The sequence below is a fragment of the Capnocytophaga sp. oral taxon 335 str. F0486 genome, from assembly GCF_000277665.1.
Classification (GTDB): domain Bacteria; phylum Bacteroidota; class Bacteroidia; order Flavobacteriales; family Flavobacteriaceae; genus Capnocytophaga; species Capnocytophaga ochracea.
In genome coordinates, this window is sequence record NZ_AKFR01000010.1 from 68,189 (window position 1) to 90,730 (window position 22,542).

A 22,542-nucleotide genomic window follows, 5' to 3' on the forward strand; every position below is an offset into this window, starting at 1 on the left:
AGTCATTTTTTCAATACCTCAAAATATTTTAACAAAACTTTATCATTTATTTTTCTTGGTGTATGGATTTCTAACAGCTTAGGTTTCTCTGATACTTCGAAGAAATTACTTAAATCTTTCTGTAAATCAGATAGATTAGTTGCTAACTGATAGCTAATGCCATACATTTTACAAAAATGTTCTGCGGTAAGCCTATGAGGTGTCTCAAAGAAGTATTCAAAGTTAGGGTCAGCTTTATCACCGGGTAGTATTCTGAAAATGCCTCCTCCTTGATTATTGAGGAGAATCACTCTAAAGTCTTGTGGAATATATTTGTTCCAAAGAGCATTGCTGTCGTAAAAGAAACTCAAATCACCTGTAATGAACACTGTGGGCGATGCGCTTCCTACAGCAGCCCCAATAGCAGTGCTCATACTACCGTCGATACCGCTAGTACCTCGGTTGCAAAACACCTTCCAAGAAGGGTGTGCTTTTATCAGTTGAGCATACCTAATTGCAGAACTATTGCTTATCTGTATAATATAATCATTAGGAATATTACTGAATACCTCACTGTACACTTTAAAATCGGAGAAAGGCGCTTGGCTGATATACTCTAAATGTATTTGTTGTATCTCGTTTTTCACCTCTAACCACTGCTGTTGATAAGTAGAAGAAACATTAACCAAATTAGGGGTTACTTCCCTCAAAAAAGTATTGATATCCGCTTTAAAATGAGCTGTTAAACAGAAATATGAATCATAACCTTTGTGCAAATCTACATTATAGTGATAAGTAGGTTTATAACTACGTAAGAACTGTTTTATCTTTTTGGAAACTACCAAGCCTCCAAAAGTAAGTAATAAATCAGGGCGTAAGGCTTCTTTTAGAGTAGGGTTTCTTTCGGTATAAGTGAGTAATTTATCTATATAAGGAATAAAATCGGAATGGTGCAAGTTAGATGTAGTTTCTGTCAATACCAATACCGAAGGGTCTTTAGCAAGCCATTCTACATATTGTGCTTCTACACTATTAGGAGCCAATACTCCTACTAATACCATTTTTTTAGCTGAATCGTTCCAATGTTTCACGAAATCAGAGGCTCTTCTCTCATTAATAATAGGTTTCTGTGGTTTTGTAGCTATATTCTTAAAAGAATAGTGCTCTTCCGTAGTGAGGTATAAGGGTTCTTCAAAAGGTACATTGATGTGCACCGGCAATTGCTCCTCTATAGCTGTATTCAGTGCCCTGTTTAGCTCGTAAAAATTGCTTTTATCGCTATGTGCTTCATCGGATAGATTGGCATTGTAGGCACTGTGGTTTGCCAGTACATTCACCTGACGTATGGTTTGCCCGTCGCCTATATCTATTTTGCTTGAGGGACGGTCGGATGAGATGACCACCAATGGTATATTGCTGTAAAAAGCCTCTGAAAAAGCGGGATAGTAATTCAGCAAGGCAGAGCCCGATGTACACACCACTGCCACAGGTTGCTGTAATTGCTGAGCAATGCCCAAGGCAAAAAAAGCAGCACAACGCTCATCTACGATGCTGTAACAGTTAAAATAAGGGTCGTTGGCAAAGCCAATAGTCAGAGGGGCATTACGCGACCCTGGTGAAATAACAATGTGCTTTACTTGTTTGGCTTTACAGGCTTCTATTACGTATTGTGCTAATTTTATTTGAGGTCTTTTCATCTATTTGGTGCGCTTATTTTTATGCTGATAATACTCGTATAAGGCTACCTGTGAGCGCAAAGCTGGGGTAGTATGAGGGCGGTAGGTATTGTCTTGTGCCTGGTTAATTATACGTGCCTTCACATTGTCTGCCCAACTTATTTCGAAGGTATCTATCAACTCTTGCTGTATTGCTTTGTCGTAAATAGGGCAACCTACTTCTACTCTGAATAAAATATTGCGCGTCATCCAGTCGGCTGAAGAAATATACACTTTAGGGTTACCTCCGTTACCAAAGATAAACAAACGTGGATGCTCCAAGAACTTATCAACTATACTTATTACCTCTATATTCTCACTCATTCCTTCAATACCAGGCACTAAACAGCAAATACCACGTACAATCATTTGTATTTTTACTCCTGCACGGCTGGCTTCGTATAGCTTGTCTATCATCTTGTAGCTAGTGATGTTATTCATCTTCAGCTTGATATACGCCTCTTTGCCTGCCTTAGCATTCTTGATTTCTTCGTCTATCAGGTGTTTGAGTTGCTTTTTAGTATAGTGTGGAGACACTATTAGATGCTTGAATTTTTGCACATTATAGTTGGTATCAAAGAAGTTGAACACTTTGTTCACTTCTTTGAGTATCTCCTGATTGGCAGTAAACAGCGTATAATCAGTATAGATTTTAGCAGTAGTTTCATTGAAATTACCAGTGCTGATAAATCCATAACGTTTTAGTTCTTTTCCTTCTTTACGTTCAATCACACATATTTTACTGTGTACTTTCAGTCCGCGTACGCCGAAGATGACTTTTACACCTTCTGCTTTTAGCTGTTCAGCATATCGTATATTCGATTCTTCATCAAAACGAGCTTGCAATTCTATCTGTACGGTTACTTGTTTGCCATTTTTCACCGCATTAATAAGTGAATTTACTACTTGTGAGTTCTTCGCCAAACGATAAATGGTTATTTTCACCGATTTTACTTTAGGGTCAAGGGCAGCTTCCCTCAAAAACCATATAATGTTAGAAAAAGTATGGTAAGGAGTGTATTGCAAATAGTCTTTTTCGGCAATTTTCTTTAGCAAACTCTCTTCTGAGGTGAGTCCTTGTACAGGTAGTGGCTGTATAGAGGCATATGTCAAATCCTTGCGTCCTAAGCTGGGGAAGTTCATAAAGTCGCGACGGTTATGGTAGCGCCCTCCTGGGATTACGCTGTCCGTTTTCATAATACCCATTTTCTCTAATAAAAATTGCAAGGTATCCTTGTCTATCATCTTGTCGTACACAAAGCGCACCGGCTCGCCTTTGCGTCTGTCTTCTATACTGGTCGAGAGTTTCTCGATAAAGCTCTTGCTCAAATCATCGTCTATGTCCAACTCGGCATCACGGGTGATTTTAATCATATTTGTCGTAAGCGATTCGTAATTGAAAATATTAAATATCTTGTGCAAGCAAAAGCGTATCACATCATCAAGCATAATAATATAATGCTTATCTCCTATTTGAGGCAACTCTATAAAACGGTCGAGGGTAGCAGGCAACTCAATAAGGGCGTACTGTATTTTTTCTTTATAAACACGTGATGAAAAGAACTTTTGTACTCCTGAGGCTTTTTCGTCTTCTTCTTTTAGGGTCATTTTTACTGCCAAATACGCCACATCGTCTTTCAGTTGTGGGAACTTCTCTAAATCGTTAAGGATAATAGTAAAGAGGGCGGGGCGTACTTTGTCGTAGAAATAGGTATTTACAAAGGCTTCGTGCTCGGGTAATAACGTCTTTTCATCTACTATAAATATCTGCTCTTTCTCCAATTCCTTGGTAATAGTGGAAATAATTTTCAAACTCTCATCTTGTAGCTGTATTACCTCTTTGGTAATTTCTTCCAAGAGCTCTTTGGCGTGTACCCCCAGTTCTTTATCTGAGGTTTCGTTCATCGCCACTCGTTTTACAGTAGCGTAACGCACTTTAAAGAACTCATCTAAGTTGTTCGAGAAGATACCCGCAAAACGCAAACGTTCCAATAGGGGCACTCGCTCATCGGCTGCCTCTTGAAGTACGCGTGCATTGAATTTTAGCCAACTCAATTCGCGGTTGATATATTGATTTTTCACCTTCATTTTACTTCATTTTGAGCCATTTCCACACCTCTCTATAGCTAGCTTTTTTGCCGTACATCAAGATACCAATACGGTATATCTTAGATGCTAATTTAATGACCGCAAAGAAAGTGAGATACAAAATAACGAGAGAAATCAGTACTTCCCACCACGCTACCCCAAACGGTATGCGCATCAACATTACTACGGGCGAAGTGAGAGGTATGTATGAAAATACTACCGAAATCGTACCGTGAGGCTCTTCAATTACCGAGAACATACCTACATAAAAGGCTAATATTAGCGGTAATAATATAGGCATTAGGAACTGTTGTGTGTCTGTTTCGTTGTCTACCATTGCGCCAATCATCGCATAAAGCGAACTGTATAGCAAATAACCTCCTATGAAGAACAATAGGAACACCACAAAGGTTTCCGCAAAAGGGAAATGGTACAAGGTAGCCACTATATTGTTGATTTCCGATACGTTACCCGCTCCTTGTACCGCTTGTGCAGAGGTATTTACTTCAAAAAAGGAGGGTGCTAATGCCAACAGTACACCTCCTATAACTATCCATATCGCAAACTGGGTAAGACCTGCTAATGAAGTACCCAATATCTTGCCTAACATTAGTTCAAAAGGCTTAACTGATGAGATAATGATTTCCACAATACGATTGGTTTTCTCCTCTATCACACTGCGCATTATCATATTACCATAGATGATGATAAACATAAAAATAAGATACCCCGCTATGCCTCCAATGGTTATTTTCATTACGTTATCCAACTCCGAGGTCTTCTCTCCCGTAAAATTCTCCATTTGTATGCTTATATGCGTTTTAGCAGCATCTATCTCTTTTTTGTCAATCCCTTTTTTAGTAAGGTTATGCTGAAAGAGTGTCCGCTCCATAGCATTAGTAAGCTCACTGGTAAGAGATAACGAAGGCGACTCTTCACTATAAAAAGCAATATTTTGGTCGCCTTTATCAGGGATATACAACAATCCGTATTTGCTTTTTGCCAACACTTCGGCTTTGGCATCTTTGAGTGAAACATTGCTGAGATATTCGTACTGAATAGTCTCGGTATTCTCAAAAGTGTTGGTATAGAGTCCACTTTCGTCTACAATCACAATATCCTTAGCCTTGCTCTTATTGTTTACGTTGGTCAAAAAACCAATCACAAGCGCAAAGATAACCACTATCAGCGGACTTACAAACGTCATTATTACAAACGACCTATTACGTATTTTATTCAAGTACTCTCTTCGAGTAATAATTCCTAAGTATTTCATCTTAATTTGTCAATTTATGTGCTATCTAAAAGTCTATTTTGTCGCTACAGCTCCTCCTCTTGGGGGGTAAAAATCTATATTCAATAAAGAACCTTCCCTCTCTTTATTCATTTACTCCGTTATAGCGGACAACCTTTCAGACATCTTATACTATTCTTTCAATTTATTAATGGTCGATATAAAAATCTCATCTACTGAGGGAATAGACTCTACAAAATGTGTTACTTCGGCACGTGTAGTGAGGTATTGCAACAAATCGTTAGCCGTTTGTCCCTCTTTCTTCTGGATATGTAATTTTAACTCGTCATATAGCGTTTTAAAATTTGTCTCACTCACTTCAAATTGGCTTTTAAGTTCAGCTAAGAGAGCTGTTTTCTGCTCTTCAGCAACTTTTAAACCTACTTCATACAAGTTGTTTTTATAAGCCCTCTTAATGTCGATGAGCTTACCATCTAATATCTTACGTGATTTATTGATTAGCGCAATATGGTCGCACAACTCTTCAACCGATTCCATTCGGTGAGTAGAGAAGATAATCGTTGCTCCTTGCTCCCGTAAGTATAGAATTTCGTCCTTGATAATATTCGCATTAATGGGGTCGAAACCGCTAAAAGGCTCGTCGAATATCAGCAGTTTAGGGTTGTGAAGTACAGTTACCAAAAATTGAATTTTCTGTGCCATACCTTTGGAGAGCTCTTGTACTTTTTTGTGCCACCAATCGCCAATATCAAGGCGGTTGAACCAAAATTTAAGTCGCTCCTTAGCTTCTTCCTTGCTCAATCCTTTCAGTTGTGCTAAATACAAAGCCTGCTCACCTACCTTCATCGTTTTGTACAAACCACGCTCTTCGGGTAAATAGCCTATTTGTGCCGTATGCTTAGGTTGTAACAGTTCTCCGTCGAAGAACACCTTACCCGCATCGGGCAATACAATTTGGTTGATAATACGTATCAGTGAGGTTTTTCCCGCCCCATTAGGTCCCAGCAGACCAAAGATACTCCCCTTAGGGATATGTAACGACACATCGTCTAAAGCCGTATAGTTGCCGTATTGTTTACTGATATTTTCTATTCTAAGCATTTATTTAATGGTTACTGATAAATGATTAACAGTTAATTCTAAAGTGCAAAGATATAGCAATTCAAACTCAAAAGCAAATATTTGTCATTGGTTTGTATTCAGTAACTTTGCTAATGGTTGTTCTATACTGCAAAGTTTTTTTGCGTTTTCCTCGCAATATACCCGATTTTAACACTTTTTTTTCAATAAAAAGAAGAGTGTTTTTTATGAGTTGATATACAGCATACTAAGGGCTTATCTTCGCCTTAGCTTCGGTTTAGGTTCGCCTTACCTTCGCTCTTCCTTCGGTTAAGATGGCTCAAAAGTAAAAGATAAAAATTAAACCAATATATTGTTTATCAATATTTTGTATTTTTGAGATTCAAAATAAGACCTTTTGGTATAAATTTAAAAAATCTGCGGTATTTAATATTCTTTAACAGAAAAATCTCAGCACATTTTAGCTCATTACCCCAAGCCCTAATCTGCCCTATTCTATTCACTCAATCATCATTATTAGTATTATTGGCATTTCTAGTATTAACTTCGGTATTATTGATATTATTGGCATTAACCGGGTATTAATTTTATAAATAACTTGCCGTTTTAAATAAAAATCGTACTTTTGCATCTCAAAAATAAATACTAATGATTGCTTTAAATTTTATATGGAATTCTAATGAGATTCTTGCCTCTTTAAACCTACCTTTTATAGGTACTTTTTCACTTCGCTATTACAGCTTGATGTTTATTGTGGCTTTTAGTTTGGGGTGGTTTCTCACTAAAAAAATATACCTCAACGAAGGCAAAACAGTACAACAGCTGGACACCTTGTTCGTTTATACTGCTATAGCTACCTTAGTAGGCGCACGTTTAGGCGATTGTTTATTTTACAATTGGGATTATTTCAAAGACCACTTGCTCGAAATCTTTTTACCTATTAAAGAGAAACCCGGTGGCGGTTGGGAACTTACAGGCTTTTCGGGTTTAGCAAGTCACGGAGCTGCCGTAGGTATTATTATCGCAATGATACTGTATGTGCGTAAGTATAAAGATATTAGTCTATCGTGGATATTAGACCGCGTGGTGATTCCTATCACTATCGGAGGTATGTTTGTGCGTTTTGGTAACTTTTTCAATTCCGAAATCAACGGAAAAATAGTAAGCAATACTTATCCGTTAGGGGTGAAATTTGTACAAGGCGGAGCTATCTCTCCCCGTCGAGCAATGGCTATTACTGAACAAACCGACCCTCAAACTGCTTATAAACTCATTGCTCACGACCCTCGTTATGCTGATATTTTAGCTTCTATTCCTTACCAACACCCTGCACAGTTATACGAAGCCTTTGGCTATTTTTGTTTGTTTTGGGTATTGTGGTACGTGTATTGGAAAACTGACAAAAAAGACCAACCTTACTTCATCTTTGGACTATTTTTAGTACTCTTGTGGAGTATTCGTTTTGCAGTGGAATTTGTAAAAGAAAGTCAAGGAGGTTTCGAAAGCTCTCTCGGCTTGCTCTCTACTGGTCAGTGGCTCAGTATTCCATTTATCTTAGCAGGTTTCTACTTGTTATTCAGAAATCGCATCGAAACACGTAAGTATTAATATTAATTTTGTGAACATTTTAGAACTTAATTAGAGTTAAAATTTAAATTTTATAATTAGAATGCAATTTTTTAGAAAACACTTTGTAACTGTAGCATTAGTATTGGTAGCCTTAGCAGCTATTGCCCTTATTTTACCTCGTTTCTTCTCTAATGAGAGTAATAGAGTGCAAGAAATAGAAATCACTCCTCAGGATATTGATTTTACTCGAGACGGTGAAGTCTCTATCTTTAAGAACGACTCTCTTATCCAAACTATTGAAGTTGAATTTGCTAAAAACGATGAGGAGCGTGCCTTAGGACTAATGTACCGCTCTTCAATGGACGAACATCAAGGAATGTGGTTTATTTTTCCAGAAGAAGCTCCTCGTTCTTTCTATATGAGAAATACTGAAATACCTTTGGATATCATCTATTTAGATAAAGATAAAAAAGTGGTAAGTATAGCTAAAAACGCTCGCCCTTACGACGAAACCTCTTTACCCTCAGAGAAACCTGCTATGTATGTATTAGAAATCAATGGAGGATTGTCCGATAAATGGGGAATTGAAAAAGGCGATAGAATGGAAGTAAAATAAGTATCCCTATTTGCAAATATGGAAGAACAAGTAATATTAGTGAACGAACACGATACTCCCATAGGCTTAATGGGGAAGCTTGAAGCACACCAAAAAGCGTTATTACATAGGGCTTTCTCGGTATTTATACTCAACGATAAAGGAGAGATTATGCTACAACAAAGAGCTGCGAGCAAATATCATTCGCCTAACTTGTGGACGAATACTTGTTGCAGTCACCCACGTCAGGGCGAGACAACTATTGAAGCAGGCAAGCGTCGGTTACGAGAAGAAATGGGTTTTGTTACTGAACTTACCGATATATTGAGTTTTATCTACAAAGCCCCTTTTGATAACGGGCTTACAGAGCACGAACTCGACCATATTCTCATAGGATACTATAACGCCTCCCCTACTATCAACCCTGAAGAAGTAGCCGATTGGCGTTGGGAACTTCCAGAAAAGATAAAAGAAGATATTGCTAAGCACCCGCATCGGTATACTGAATGGTTTAAGATTATTTTCGATAAATTCTTACATCAAGTACTAAAAGGATAAACAAAATAGGCTATTTGATTTTTCAAATAGCCTATTTTGTTATTTATAATCATTAATTTATCCCTTCTTTGCAAAAAACTCTTCTATACCTTTATCTCTTTTTTCTTACTTCTATATTTAAAATAATAAGCTAACATCTTGTAATAAAGTTTAGCTGCCAAGAAAGCTGTAGGCTTAGCCTGCGGACTATCCATTAGTTCTACAATGTCAAACGCTACCACATTACATTTTTTAAACACTTTACGTAAGAGTTTAAGAGTAGGATACCATTGCAATCCTCCTGGTTCAGGAGTGCCTGTTGAAGGTGCGATAGCAGGATCGAAAGCATCTAAATCTATCGTTATATATACATTCCCCGATACCTTGTCGAGTACATCTTCAACCCATTCTTTGTTTTTAGCTATTTCGTGAGCAAAAAATACTCGTCCTTTTGGTAAATATTGCTTTTCCTCTACATCCATCGAGCGAATACCTACTTGTACCAATTTGTGTTTTTGGTTAGCTTCAAATACGGCACAAGCGTGATTAGAGGTTGAACCGTGATACTCAGGACGCAAATCAGTATGGGCATCAAGTTGCAATACTGTGAGTTTTTCATACTTTTCACCTACGGCACGTATAGAACCAATAGACACTGAGTGTTCCCCACCAAAAAGAGTAAATAGCTTATCTTCGTGCTTCAATAGTTCTTGGGTCTTTTCATAAACCGCTTGTGTCATTGCCTCTGGCGAACTGTTTTCGCTTACTTCACCTGCTAAAAACACTCCGTTGAGATAAGGTTCGGTATCTGTTTCAATATCGTATAATTCCATATTTTCTGAGGCATCTAAAAACAATTCAGGTCCTTTATCGGCTCCTTTACCCCAAGTAGATGTACCATCATAAGGTACTGTTACCAGTATTACTTTCGAGTTTTCCAGCGTTGCATTTTCTGTTGGAATACCTGCATATGTTCTTTTCATTATCTGATTTATTTAATAAATAGGGCACAAAGATAATAAAAAAATCCTAAGTTTAAACACTTAGGATTTTTTTAACGCACAACACTACTAAGATTATAGGTCTATCGCAATCGGTCTGCTGATTTTACGAGCTTCTCGTCCCGTCTGATAGCCTTGTTGGCTAAAAACAAAAAAACGATAGAAAGCACGGGTACGAAAACCCCAACACCTTTCTCCGAAAGCAAGCCTTCTCCAGATGAGTTTAGCATTCGATATACAAATATTCCTAGTAAAGTAAAATTTATAAGGACGTTCAGCCAGTTAAGCCACTGCTGAACACTTCTTTTCTTATATTTAAATATGGTGTATAGAGCCAATATTGCTGTTATCCCTAATAAGATACTCCTAAGCCAATCTATACTGAAAAGCATCGGGACGGCTACGGTAGCTACAATCACTACCAACAGCATATAAATAGTTTGTATTCTCTGAATCATTCTTTTTTGTTTTGAACGTGCAAATATAGTACTTTTTCTAAAACCTGAAAAATATTTTACTTTAATTTATCAAAACCATTACCATAAACCCCCATTACGTTAGTCTTCGTTACAAAGGCAGCAGGATCTATTGTTCGCACCAAACGGAAGATAGAAGTAGCCTCTGTGCGGCGAGCTATTACAATCACTATTTTTTGTGAGGATTTAGAATACCAACCTATCCCATCGATAATAGTACAACCGCGTTTGAGTTCACTATTGATGTGGTTCGCTATCTCATCATAGTGTTTAGAGAAGATAAACAACTGCACCGACTGTCTTGCTCCATTGATAACAATTTCTACCATCTGCCACATCAGAGGTAAGAGGATAAGTCCATAAATAGTCTTTTCGAGTGAATTGTCTTGGCGTTCCAAAATGAAGAAAGACGATAGCACAATACACACGTCCACCACCAAAAGAATACGCGCTATACTGATGCTGTAATACTTAGTGATAACAAAGCCTATTATATCAGTGCCTCCTGTACTTCCGTTAGCTGAATAAACCAATCCTAAACCCGTACCGCATAGCAATCCTCCCATAATTACATTTAAGAAGTCGTCTCTCAAAGGAGGGTGTTCTATAAAGTAAGGCATTAAATACTCTTTCCCAGCCCAAATTAATCCCGATAGAATAGTTATAGAGATGAGTGTTCGGTAGGTGAATTGCTTACTCATTGCTTTAAAGCCTATCACCAAAAGTATAAAGTTGATAATCCAATAGGTAATAGCCAAGTCGGCTCCTAACTTATAATTTAGGATAAGACAGATACCTGCCAAACCTCCCGTTACTATCCCATTAGGCATTATAAAGCCTGTAATTCCTATCGCATATGATATAAGCCCTAAGATGATAATAAGATAATCCTTTATGTAAAAAGACTTTAAGTATTTAATAGTCTTGCTATCTGCTATTGCCATAACACTACTTTAATTTTACAATGATTCTTTAGTCGTTTATTTTTTTAGGCGCAAAAGTACTATTTTTAATTGAATGTGCAAACCAAAACCGAAAAAGTATTTTTATTATTGCAAACTCTCTTTTATACGTCTTATAGCTTCTCGCAAATCTTTCTCAGAAGCGGCATACGAAAAGCGAATACAATTAGCATCACCAAAAGCTTCACCTGTAACAGTAGCTACCATTGCTTCTTCTAACAGATACAAAGAGAAGTCGGTTGCGTTATGGATATTGCGACCTCTTAGGGTTTTGCCAAAGAAAGACGATACATCGGGGAACACATAAAAGGCACCTTCGGGGACGTTGAGTTTAAACCCATCAATCTCACTTAGGAGTTGTAATACTAAATCTCTACGCTTTTTAAACTCGTCTACCATATATTGTATTTTGCTTTTAGGTGTTTTCAGAGCAGCGATAGAAGCGCGTTGAGCTATGGCATTAGCACCGCTGGTTATTTGTCCTTGTACTTTGGTACAAGCTTTAGCAATCCATTCAGGGGCACCCATATAACCTATGCGCCAGCCGGTCATTGCAAAGGCTTTGGACATTCCATTTACGGTGATGGTACGTTCATAGAGTCCGTCGATTTCGGCTACACTAGTTACTCTCTCATTGGTGAAGTTGATATACTCATAAATCTCATCAGAGAGAATAAAGATGTTAGGGTGTTTTCTAAGCACTACGGCTAGAGCTTCTAATTCTTCTTTGCTGTATATAGAACCACTGGGGTTACAAGGGGTATTAAACCATACCATTTTAGTTTTAGGAGTAATAGCTGCTTCCAACTGAGCTGGAGTTATTTTGAAGTCGTTCTCAATGGTTGTGTGAACCTCTATGGGAACGCCTCCTGCCATTTTAGCTATTTCCTTATAACTTACCCAATAAGGAGCAGGAAATACCACCTCGTCACCAGGATTGAGCATCGCCAAGGCTACATTTGCCAAGCATTGTTTAGCTCCCGTAGATACTACTATTTGTGAAGGCTTGTAATGAAGGTTATTGTCGCGTCTGAACTTTTCGCAAATCGCCTCTCTCAATTCCAAATAACCATCGATAGGAGTATATTTGCTGTAGTTCTGTTGTACTGCCTTGATAGCTGCTTCTTTTATAAAATCAGGGATATCGAAATCGGGTTCGCCTAAGCTAAGACCAATGATGTCCTTGCCTTCGGCTTTTAGTTCACGTGTTTTGGCTGCCATTCCTAAGGTAGCCGATACTTCCATAGCGTTGATACGGTCAGATAAATACTGTTTCATACTGTTTTAAAAAGTTTATTTTAGTTGTAATTCTACCCATACAGGTAAGTGGTCGGAAGGATAGAGACCATCGATGCGGGTTTCTATAATTTTATATTGTTTTACTTTTATAGACTTCTGAACAAAGATAAAATCTATATGTCCTTTTAAAGGTTCATCGGTTTTAAAAGCATTGAAAGTACCCATATTAGGTGTTTTATTAGTGGGTGATAACTGGGTGTCGTACAACTGAGATGCTATTTTTTGCACGGCAGGGTGCTCAGTAGGAAGATTGAAATCACCCATTAAGATGACTTTCCCGCCTTTAGCAATCTCCTTGATTTTTTGCAATACCAAGTCGGCACTTTGTACCTGAGCTACTTTGCCTTCGTGGTCGAAATGGAGATTGAACACCCAAAATATCGTCTTTTTATCTTTGAGTTTTACCCAAGAGCAGATGCGGTTACAGCAGGTAGCGTCCCAGCCTAAGGAAGGCACCTCAGGAGTTTGAGAAAGCCAAAAGTTCCCTTTGTCGAGCAAGGTAAAACGACCTTTTTTGAAGAAAATAGCCGAATGTTCACCCGCTTCTTTGCCGTCGTCACGCCCTACACCTTCACGCTGATAAGTAGGGAAACGTTCTTCCAAAAATTCAAGTTGGTGTGGTAAGGCTTCTTGTACTCCAAAGATATCGGGGTTTGCCTCTGTAAGCACTGTAAATACCTTTTCTTTCCTATTGCCATCAGTCCAAGCGTTTACACCATCTTGAGGAACTTCGCAACGAATGTTATAGGTCATTACGGTTAGGTCTTGCGCTATGGAAAAAGTAGGCAAGACAGATAAAATAAATAATAATGGTTTCATAATATTGCTATTTTAAAATTATTCTTTTCGGTAAATAGGGTAAATAGGTGCATTTTTACCTTCTTCTTTCCCTAAAACACTATCAAAAAAGTTCCAATTAAAGAAAGAATCAGGTGCTTGAGGTTCTAAGGTTTCTAACAGATAGTGTTTAGCGGGTTGCGCTACCTCAATAAGATAATCGCCTTTGTAAAGTTGTACTTTTTCTTTCTGAGGACTCACTTGTGTTTGGTGATGCAAATAATGCCCCTCAAACGGATAGGTATAAGTTTTAAAATTCTCAATGCGGTAAGATGTTACATTCATCAGCGTATCTTTCTCTATTTCTGTTATTGCTACACCGTTAGCTTTTAGGCGGTCAATTACTCTTTGCCATACTCTAGGAACGATATAACTTTGAGGAATACTAACACTCTGCACGGGTTTAAAATGATTGTAAAGGGGTTTTTCTTCTACTTTTGTATATTGAGTAGAATCTATTTCCCATTCCAACGAATATTCTTTTTGTGCATTATCAGCCTCTGTTTGTTTGATTTTTACTTGCTTGATATACTGATTGTCAGCATCGGCTATTTCTACAAGGTTTTTCATCATCTCATAGTTAGCTTCTACGCGTTGTTTGTAGGGTTTTTGCCCATTAGTATTAATGCGGATACTCATACAGTTCCACAAGCTGACATAACCAGTGGCATATCGAGGAATATCGGGGTGTGAGGATAAGGTTAATTGCTTAAAAGGGGTTCTCAAACTATCGCTTTGGAAAGGGAGTTGCCTTTTTTCTAACTGCTGAGAGAGACGTGGCAATAAAGCATCACGTACATAACCTCCTGTAAAAACGCCTAACTTCTCAATTTGTGAAGTAGAATAGCTTAACACATAAGAAACATTAGCTACATCAGTTACGTGATTATCAATAAAGATATCTGGCTGTACTTCTTGTAAGATTTTAGCAAACGACAAGGTATTTTCTACATCAGCTTTTACAAAATCGCAGTTTAAATTGTAGTTTGCTTCACTGTTTTTCTTACCTGTAAGCATTCCGCCTATATTGTACACTGGGATAGTTACTACTATCACATTTTTGGAAAGCTTAATTTCATTCTGCGCCAAATTACGAAAGAGCAACATAGTAGCGTCCACTCCATCAGGTTCGTTGCCGTGAATAGCACTATTGATAAAAACAATGGTTCTATCTTTGTGATACTTGGAGAGATTAAACTCGGCATCGGGACTGTAGATTACCAGGTGCAACGGCTGACCATTATCGGTTTGCCCCATTGTTTTAAAGGAAATAGAAGCAAACTCTTTCGATAAATCTTTGTAGTAGTCTATTACTTCCTCATATGATGAGCTCTTGGTACCATCAGTTTGCTCAAAGGGTGTTTGGTAGTTTTCTCTTGGAGAGAAGAAAGGTGTATCACAACCCGCAAAAGCCACAGCTAATATTATATACGCAATATATTTCACTTCTATTTTTAACATATTATTCTTTTAATATTTATTTTTTAGCAATTGATTGACCTTATACCTTTGTCGAACAAACTTACCTTATAGCCTAAGGCTTTGGCATCATTGGCACTATAAGCTACACAAAAATCACCTGCTAAGCCACAAAATACGAGTTCTGTAATGCCTTTGTCTTGCAAAAAGCCGTGTAATCCTGTGTTGTTCTGTTTATTATTATCAAAAAAAGCACTGTAGCTATCCACTTCGGGGTTCATTCCTTTGCGAAAGATGGCTGTAATGGGGCGAATATCTAAATCTTTATGCAGTTCAGCTCCGAAAGTACCTTGCACACAGTGGTCTGGCCACAGTATTTGGTCGATACCTCCGAGCTGTATTACTTCAAAAGGCTTTTTACCTGCGTGCTGACTTGCAAAACTTTTATGAGTAGCAGGGTGCCAATCTTGTGTTGCAACAATAAGGTCATACCCTTGTGTCATTTCGGCATTGATAAAGGGAATTATTTGGTCGCCTTGGGGTACAGGTAATGTACCGGTAGGCATAAAATCGTTTTGAACATCTACAATTACAAGTGCTTTCATAGTAACTCTTTTCTAAACTAATGATTAATGATTAATGGTTAATGGTTAATGATTAATGATTAATGGTGAGTTAGGAGGGATTATACGAAATCTTATGTGATAAACGGTGTGAGCCACACTAGCAAATAAGCAATGAACGAACAAATGACGAACAAATGACGAACAAAAGACGAACAAAAGACGAACAAAAGACGAACAATGAACGAACAAATGACGAACAAATGACGAACAAATGACGGTGCGAGCCGCACGGGCAAATGAACAATGAACGAACAAATGACGGTGCGAGCCACACGGGCAAATGAACAATGAACGAAGAAAAGGTATAGTAAAGTTATTGTTATATTGGAAATAAAAAGTACTTTACCTCGCTTCTTCTACATTCCTATCAATCTTCTCTACCTTTGGCTTTTGTGGCAAAGGTACAGCTTTTTTCAATATTATTGCTATCTTTGCCAAAAAAATATTTTACCAATGCACTTTTTATCAGAAGATTTAGAAAATTACGCTTGCGAACATACTGACAACGAACCCCCTTTACTGCAAGAACTCAGTAGGCGCACTCATCTTACTGTACTGCAACCGAGAATGATTAGTGGTCATTTACAAGGGCGTTTCCTCAGTTTGCTCTCTAAATTGATACAGCCTAAAACTATTTTAGAAATAGGCACTTACACGGGCTACGCAACCCTCTGTTTGGCAGAAGGGTTGGCAGTTGATGGTGTTTTGCATACTATCGACATCAAAGAGGAACTCACTGACCTGCAAAGGGAGTTTTTTGACCGGAGTGGCTATGGGGCGCAAATTGTGCAACACTTAGGCAAGGCAGCCGATATTATCCCTACTCTCAGCACTACTTTCGACCTTGTTTTCATAGATGCTGACAAACAGAATTACGCTCATTATTTTGATTTGGTGATAGAGAAAATGAACTCAGGAGGTGTTATCCTCTCTGACAATGTGTTGTGGAGTGGTAAAGTAGTGCAAGAAGTAAAGCCTTCGGATAAACATACCCAAGCCTTAATGGCTTACAACGAAAAACTAAAAGAAGACCCTCGTATAGAGACAGTGCTACTCCCCATACGGGACGGTATTACCATATCGAGAGTAAAATAGAGTGATTAAAAAATTAATCCTCATTTTTATATTGTTATTTGTTAATTATTTTATACCTTTGTGCCTGTTTTAAAAAGCAATTCATTGGATGAGAATATTCTTAGCAACCATATTTCTGATACTTAGTAGTCCTCTTCTGCGTGCGCAAGATACTACCCACAAAAAGGATTTAAAAGTGGGATTGGTACTCAGCGGTGGAGGTGCGAAAGGGTTAGCACATATAGGGGTACTAAAAGTGTTGGAAGAAGCAGGGGTGCGCATCGATTACATCGGGGGTACGAGTATGGGGGCTATGGTAGGAGCTTTGTATGCGGCGGGTTATTCAGCCAATGAGTTGGACTCTATCTTCCGTCAGTTAGACTTTGATAAACTCTTGCAAGACAAGACTTCACGCCGTGCTAAATCATTACACGAGCGCTATATATACGACCGTTATGCAGTAGCATTGCCTTTCAATAACTTCAAAGTAGGGTTGCCTCGTGCGGTATCAAAAGGACAAAACATCTACAATGAGTTTGTGAAACTACTCTATCCGGTGAATGAAATCTATGATTTTTCGCAGTTACCCATTCCTTTCTTGTGTGTAGCAACGGATATAGAAACAGGTAAAGGCGTAGTACTTGAAAACGGTTTCTTGCCTCAAGCGATACAAGCAAGCGGTTCGTTTCCTTCACTATTCGATTTGGTAGAAATAGATGGTAAATGGCTTACCGATGGCGGTATTGCCGATAATTATCCGGTAGACGAAGTTAAGAAAAAAGGAATGGATATTATCATAGGGGTAGATGTACAGAGTCCGCTAGCAAAACGAGAGGAGATTAACTCTTTTTTGAGTATTTTTTCGCAGATTACTACCTTCCCAATGATAGATAATATGCCAAAAAAAATAAAAGAGACCGATGTATACATCAAACCTAATATAGAGGGATTCAACGTTATTTCGTTTGATAAAGGAGAGACAATCATCAACAATGGCAAAATAGCAGCGGAACATTTTCTACCAAGATTGCGTGAGATTGCAGCTCAACAAAAACATACAGAGGAAAGAGAACGAATACAAAAGATAGATTCCTTTTACTTAAAAGACGTCCATTTTCATAACAACGAGCACTTTTCACGTAGTTATTTGCGCGGTAAACTACACTTGAAATATCTAAACCGTAAGATTTCGTTCGAGCAACTGAACGACGGAATAGACAACTTGATGGCTACTAACAATTTCCATTCTATCAATCACCAGATTAGGCACACATTTGAAGGGGAACATATAGACTTTTATTTAAGAGAGAATCCGCAACGCACCTTTTTGAAATTTGGGATACATTATGACAATCTGCTAAAAACAGGGTTCTTGATGAACTATACTCGGAACTATTTCTTACAAAGCAGTGATTTTCTTTCACTCGACCTTATTGTAGGAGATAACATACGCTATCAGTTTGATTATTTTGTGGATAAGGGATTTTACATCAGTTATGGATTGCGGTCTAAGTTTGTGCAATTCGACCGAAAGCTGAACACAAAACGCTTATCTAACTACCGAATAGAGCAGTCGGAACTCAACCGAATGGACGTAGAGGCTTACGACTGGGTAAATCAGCTGTATTTGCAAACACTTTCGGGTAATGGTTTTGTATTTGGCTTAGGAGTAGAGCACCGCAAAATACAGTTTGATACTGAGCAAGTACATTCAATAAGTTCAGCTACTTCGTATTCGGAAAAGAGTCATATAGGCAGTTTGTATTCTTATCTTAAATACGACAGCTTTAACAATAGCTTTTTCCCCAGTAGAGGGGTGTACTTCAATACACAGTTCAATTTTTATGCACTTGCCTCAAACTACTCAGATTTTAACAAATTTACAACGGGTAAAGTAGAGTTATCATTTGCTTTTCCTATCTTGCCAAGATTGAGCGCACGAGTAGGATTAGAAGGCGGTGTTACGATAGGAGGCTCTAATGTATACTCATTAGACTTCTTTTTAGGAGGGTATAACAAGAATGTATTTACGAACTATTCACCTTTTTACGGCTATGATTTTTTGAGTATTGGTGCTAAAAACTACTTAAAATCGGAATTGGTAATAGATATCCAACCCTTTAAGAAACAACACTTGCTATTATTAGCGAATATTGCTAAAGCAGACAACAATCTTTTTGAGAGTTTCGAATGGAAGAAATACCCAGACTATTCGGGGTATGGGATAGGATATAGCATTGAGAGTTTTTTAGGTCCTATAGAACTGAAGTGCACTTACTCACCTGAAATACGACAAGCGATATGGCTGTTTAATATAGGGTACTGGTTCTGATTAGGTAAAAGGTAAAAGCGATAGCGACTAAATACTAACAACTGATAACTGATGACTAAAAACTAATAATTAATAAATATAATGAAAATAACAGAGTTAGAACCAAAACAGTTATGGGCGAACTTTGCGAGCTTGAATGCCGTGCCTCGTCCATCAAAAAAAGAAGAGAAAGTCATTGCTTTTATGGTGGCTTTCGGCAAAAGTTTAGGGCTTGATACCTACCAAGACGAAACGGGCAATGTAATCATTAAAAAGCCCGCTACGGTAGGAATGGAAAACCGCAAAACAGTAGTGTTACAATCACACCTTGATATGGTACACCAAAAGAACAATGATACGGTATTCGACTTTAGTACGGAAGGTATCAAAATGTTAGTAGATGGCGACTGGGTACGTGCTGATGGTACAACTTTGGGAGCCGATAACGGTATTGGGGTTGCGAGTATTATGACTATCTTACAAAGTAAGGATATCCCCCACCCTGCTCTTGAAGCACTCTTTACTATTGATGAAGAAACAGGAATGACAGGAGCCAAAGGACTTAAAGGCGGATTGCTCTCTGGTGATTTTCTTCTCAACTTAGATACTGAGGAAGACGACGAAATTGATATAGGATGTGCCGGTGGTGTAGATGTATCGGCGTTTAGAGAGTACGACATGGTAGATACGCCTGATAATTCAGTAGGCTATACACTTACCATAAAAGGATTGCACGGCGGACATAGTGGTACGGATATCCATAAGGGTTATGCTAATGCCAACAAACTTATGAACCGTATATTATTCACTTGTACTGAGAAATTTGGTTTGCATATTGCAAGTGTAGATGGAGGCGGTTTGCGCAATGCTATTCCGAGAGAAAGCGTAGCGGTGGTAACTATTAATAAAAACGACGAAGTGGCTTTTAAAAAAGAAGTAGCTACGCTTACCCAAGCACTCCAACACGAGTATTCAGTAACTGAACCGACTCTTACAGTATTACTTGAACCTACTGCGGTACCTGAGAAAGTAATGGAAGAAGAAGAACAAGAAGATGTATTACGCGCTCTTTACGCAGCTTTCAATGGGGTGTACAAAATGAGTCAGACGATTGCTGACCTTGTAGAAACCAGCAATAACGTAGCAAGGGTACAAATTAAAGACGGCGAAACAAACGTGTACTGCCTCACTCGTTCGGCTTCAAAAACTTCTAAATATGATTTGGCTGATACGATTCGCAGTAGTTTTGAGTTAGCTGGATTTGAAGTAGAATACACTGGTAGTTACCCGGGTTGGGAACCCAAAGTAGATGCTGAAATCTTGAGGATTGTAAAAGCACAATACAAAACGCTCTTCGGTGAAACACCTAATGTAGTAGCTTGCCACGCAGGCTTAGAATGTGGCATTTTAGGAACCCATTACCCCGAAATGGAAATGGTGAGCTTTGGTCCTACTATCAAAGGAGCACACTCGCCTGCTGAAAGGGTAAATATAGCTTCTGTACAGAAGTTTTGGAAGTTCTTACTAGCGATATTGCAACATATTCCTAACAAATAAGAACAAATATACAGTTACTTACATAAAAAAGGGAAAGCTATCAATTAGATAGCTTTCCCTTTTTTTAATATTATAAACTTTTTATATTACTTATTTAAGGCTTCCGACCATATCCTCAGGGCGTACCCATTTATCGAAGTCTTCCGGAGTTACATAGCCTAAACGCACAGCTTCTTCTTTAAGAGTAGTGCCATTGCGGTGAGCCGTTTGCGCTATTTCGGCTGCTTTGTAATAGCCAATCTTAGTGTTAAGAGCTGTAACAAGCATTAACGAGTTATCTACTAATTCCTTAATGCGTTTGTAATTAGGTTCAATACCACTTGCACAGTGTTCTTCAAATGACACACAAACATCTCCTATCAACTCAGCTGATTTAAGAAAGTTAGAAGCCATCAATGGTTTAAATACATTTAATTCATAATGACCTTGTGTACCTCCTACTGAAATAGCTACATCATTACCCATTACTTGAGCTGCCACCATTGTCATAGCTTCACATTGAGTAGGATTTACTTTACCGGGCATAATAGAGCTACCAGGTTCGTTAGCAGGAATGATGATTTCGCCTATACCTGAGCGAGGTCCTGAAGCCATCATACGAATATCGTTTGCAATCTTATTGAGCGATACGGCTAATTGTTTAAGAGCTCCGTGGCTTTCGACAATTGCATCGTGAGAAGCCAAAGCTTCAAACTTATTAGGAGCGGTTACAAAAGGTAGACCGGTGAATTTAGCAATGTATTCAGCTACTTTCACGTCGTAACCTTTAGGGGTATTGAGCCCTGTACCTACGGCTGTACCTCCTAAGGCTAATTCTGAAAGGTGAGCTAATGTGTTTTTAAGAGCACGCAAACCGTGGTCGAGTTGAGATACGTAGCCAGAAAGTTCTTGTCCCAAAGTAAGTGGTGTAGCGTCCATAAGGTGCGTACGACCTATTTTTACTACATTTTTAAAGGCTTCAGATTTAGCAGCGAGAGTATCGCGTAGTTTCTGAACACCAGGAATAGTTTTCTCAACTACCATTTTATAGCAAGCGATGTGCATACCGGTAGGAAAAGTATCATTAGACGATTGTGATTTGTTTACATCGTCATTGGCTTTTAGTACGGGGTCGCCTTCACCTATTTTTTTACCAGCCAACACTTGAGCACGATTGGCAATCACTTCGTTCACGTTCATATTAGATTGTGTACCTGAACCGGTTTGCCAAATTACTAATGGGAATTGGTCATTGAGTTTGCCTTCGAGAATTTCATCGCAAACTTGAGCGATAGCATCGCGTTTTTCGGCTGAAAGCACTCCTAAATCGAAGTTTGCATAAGCGGCAGCTTTTTTAAGATAAGCAAAACCACGGATAATTTCAATCGGCATAGAAGCGGGTGCACCGATTTTAAAGTTGTTGCGTGAACGCTCTGTTTGTGCTCCCCAATATTTATCGGCTGGCACTTTCACTTCACCCAAAGTGTCTTTTTCAATTCTATAACTCATTTTGTTTGTATTAGTTAAAATAATCTTCTTTTAAAAACGCTACAAAGGTACGTTGTATTTTCTAAATATTAAAATTTTTCTGAGATTTTTTGATACCATTACTGTATTCTATTTATTTATTAAAGACAGGCAGGTGCGAGCCACACGGGCAGGTGCGAGTCGCACAGACAGTTGTAGCACGACGGGCATTTTTGGGTGAAGTGAATTAATGATAAAATAAAATTAGGAGAGGAATATACAAAACTTATAGGAAACTTATAGGATAATCGAACAATAAGTGGCTTTTCAGTGGGTCTACAGTGGGTCTACAGTGGGTCTACAGTGGGTCTACAGTGGGTCTACAGTGGCTCTACAGTGGGTCTACAGTGGCTCTACAGTGGGTCTACAGTGGGTCTAGAACGAACAAAAGACGAACGATGGATAAATCTAAGTTAAAGCTAAAAGATAGATAAAAAGAAGGTTATTAGTGGATTTTAACTTTGCCAAAGTTTGAAACTTGGGCAAAGTTCATACAAAAAGCGGTGCAAGGTACAAGGACAGATAGTGAAAAGACGAGTGAGAAGCCCCCGAACCCCCGAAGGGGGACAAGCCTTAAAGAAAAATTGGTAAAGACTATCGGTCTGAAAGACAAGACTTATTTGAAGATAGAGCGAAACTGAATCAAGCCTAAGGAA

Annotated in this window: 18 protein-coding genes; 6 read left to right on the plus strand and 12 right to left on the minus strand. The window is 38.4% G+C overall.

Features of this window, described 5'->3' with window-relative positions:
- Nucleotides 1–2: 2 nt before the first annotated feature.
- The 4 genes from menD to HMPREF1320_RS01530 form a co-directional block, all read right to left on the minus strand.
- Nucleotides 3–1,676 (minus strand): 2-succinyl-5-enolpyruvyl-6-hydroxy-3-cyclohexene-1-carboxylic-acid synthase, encoded by a 1,674-nt coding sequence (menD, locus tag HMPREF1320_RS01515; protein ID WP_009417201.1) that lies wholly within the window; start codon nucleotides 1,674–1,676, stop codon nucleotides 3–5.
- Complete coding sequence (ppk1, locus tag HMPREF1320_RS01520) at nucleotides 1,677–3,782, minus strand: polyphosphate kinase 1 (RefSeq protein WP_009751470.1); 2,106 nt, start codon at nucleotides 3,780–3,782, stop codon at nucleotides 1,677–1,679.
- 1 nt (nucleotide 3,783) lies between these two features.
- The gene (locus HMPREF1320_RS01525) at nucleotides 3,784–5,058 is read right to left on the minus strand and encodes an ABC transporter permease (RefSeq protein ID WP_009751451.1); all 1,275 of its coding nucleotides are present in this window, start codon (nucleotides 5,056–5,058) and stop codon (nucleotides 3,784–3,786) included.
- A 150-nt stretch (nucleotides 5,059–5,208) separates the two neighbouring features.
- On the minus strand, nucleotides 5,209–6,138 hold the full coding sequence (locus HMPREF1320_RS01530; RefSeq protein ID WP_009751438.1) for an ABC transporter ATP-binding protein: 930 nt from the start codon (nucleotides 6,136–6,138) through the stop codon (nucleotides 5,209–5,211).
- Nucleotides 6,139–6,765: 627 nt separating this feature from the next.
- Here HMPREF1320_RS01530 and lgt point away from each other — a divergent pair.
- The 3 genes from lgt (at nucleotide 6,766) to idi (ending at nucleotide 8,839) form a co-directional block, all read left to right on the plus strand.
- A complete protein-coding gene (gene lgt / locus HMPREF1320_RS01535) occupies nucleotides 6,766–7,725 on the plus strand; it encodes a prolipoprotein diacylglyceryl transferase (RefSeq protein ID WP_002672317.1) in 960 nt (319 codons plus the stop codon).
- Between the two features lie 61 nt (nucleotides 7,726–7,786).
- Nucleotides 7,787–8,302, plus strand: coding sequence for a DUF192 domain-containing protein (locus tag HMPREF1320_RS01540; RefSeq protein WP_009419960.1), 516 nt, complete (start codon nucleotides 7,787–7,789; stop codon nucleotides 8,300–8,302).
- A gap of 18 nt (nucleotides 8,303–8,320) precedes the next feature.
- The gene (idi, locus tag HMPREF1320_RS01545; protein WP_009751480.1) at nucleotides 8,321–8,839 is read left to right on the plus strand and encodes an isopentenyl-diphosphate Delta-isomerase; all 519 of its coding nucleotides are present in this window, start codon (nucleotides 8,321–8,323) and stop codon (nucleotides 8,837–8,839) included.
- Between the two features lie 83 nt (nucleotides 8,840–8,922).
- Here idi and speB read toward each other — a convergent pair whose 3' ends face one another.
- From speB to pncA, 7 genes are all read right to left on the minus strand, one after another.
- Complete coding sequence (speB, locus tag HMPREF1320_RS01550) at nucleotides 8,923–9,801, minus strand: agmatinase (protein ID WP_009751434.1); 879 nt, start codon at nucleotides 9,799–9,801, stop codon at nucleotides 8,923–8,925.
- A 101-nt stretch (nucleotides 9,802–9,902) separates the two neighbouring features.
- Entirely contained in the window at nucleotides 9,903–10,277 is a 375-nt protein-coding gene (locus HMPREF1320_RS01555) for a DUF4293 domain-containing protein (RefSeq protein ID WP_002672326.1), read from the minus strand.
- 56 nt (nucleotides 10,278–10,333) lie between these two features.
- A complete protein-coding gene (locus HMPREF1320_RS01560; protein WP_009411114.1) occupies nucleotides 10,334–11,239 on the minus strand; it encodes a YitT family protein in 906 nt (301 codons plus the stop codon).
- Nucleotides 11,240–11,344: 105 nt separating this feature from the next.
- The gene (locus HMPREF1320_RS01565) at nucleotides 11,345–12,535 is read right to left on the minus strand and encodes a pyridoxal phosphate-dependent aminotransferase (protein WP_009751465.1); all 1,191 of its coding nucleotides are present in this window, start codon (nucleotides 12,533–12,535) and stop codon (nucleotides 11,345–11,347) included.
- A 15-nt stretch (nucleotides 12,536–12,550) separates the two neighbouring features.
- Entirely contained in the window at nucleotides 12,551–13,375 is an 825-nt protein-coding gene (locus tag HMPREF1320_RS01570) for an endonuclease/exonuclease/phosphatase family protein (protein ID WP_009751429.1), read from the minus strand.
- A gap of 18 nt (nucleotides 13,376–13,393) precedes the next feature.
- Nucleotides 13,394–14,854: a M14 family zinc carboxypeptidase gene (locus HMPREF1320_RS01575; RefSeq protein ID WP_009751445.1), complete on the minus strand. Its 1,461-nt coding sequence runs from the start codon at nucleotides 14,852–14,854 to the stop codon at nucleotides 13,394–13,396.
- 23 nt (nucleotides 14,855–14,877) lie between these two features.
- Nucleotides 14,878–15,417 (minus strand): bifunctional nicotinamidase/pyrazinamidase, encoded by a 540-nt coding sequence (gene pncA / locus HMPREF1320_RS01580; protein WP_009751466.1) that lies wholly within the window; start codon nucleotides 15,415–15,417, stop codon nucleotides 14,878–14,880.
- 474 nt (nucleotides 15,418–15,891) lie between these two features.
- Here pncA and HMPREF1320_RS01585 point away from each other — a divergent pair, with 474 nt between their 5' ends.
- From HMPREF1320_RS01585 to HMPREF1320_RS01595, 3 genes are all read left to right on the plus strand, one after another.
- Nucleotides 15,892–16,533 (plus strand): O-methyltransferase, encoded by a 642-nt coding sequence (locus tag HMPREF1320_RS01585; protein ID WP_034553806.1) that lies wholly within the window; start codon nucleotides 15,892–15,894, stop codon nucleotides 16,531–16,533.
- Between the two features lie 88 nt (nucleotides 16,534–16,621).
- Nucleotides 16,622–18,844: a patatin-like phospholipase family protein gene (locus HMPREF1320_RS01590; RefSeq protein ID WP_009417203.1), complete on the plus strand. Its 2,223-nt coding sequence runs from the start codon at nucleotides 16,622–16,624 to the stop codon at nucleotides 18,842–18,844.
- Between the two features lie 81 nt (nucleotides 18,845–18,925).
- Nucleotides 18,926–20,380 carry an aminoacyl-histidine dipeptidase gene (locus tag HMPREF1320_RS01595; RefSeq protein WP_009751428.1) on the plus strand — a complete coding sequence of 485 codons (1,455 nt, stop codon included), beginning with the start codon at nucleotides 18,926–18,928 and terminating at the stop codon, nucleotides 20,378–20,380.
- A 90-nt stretch (nucleotides 20,381–20,470) separates the two neighbouring features.
- Here the strand turns inward: HMPREF1320_RS01595 and fumC are convergent, their stop codons facing one another.
- On the minus strand, nucleotides 20,471–21,868 hold the full coding sequence (fumC, locus tag HMPREF1320_RS01600) for a class II fumarate hydratase (protein ID WP_009751439.1): 1,398 nt from the start codon (nucleotides 21,866–21,868) through the stop codon (nucleotides 20,471–20,473).
- Nucleotides 21,869–22,542 lie beyond the last annotated feature (674 nt).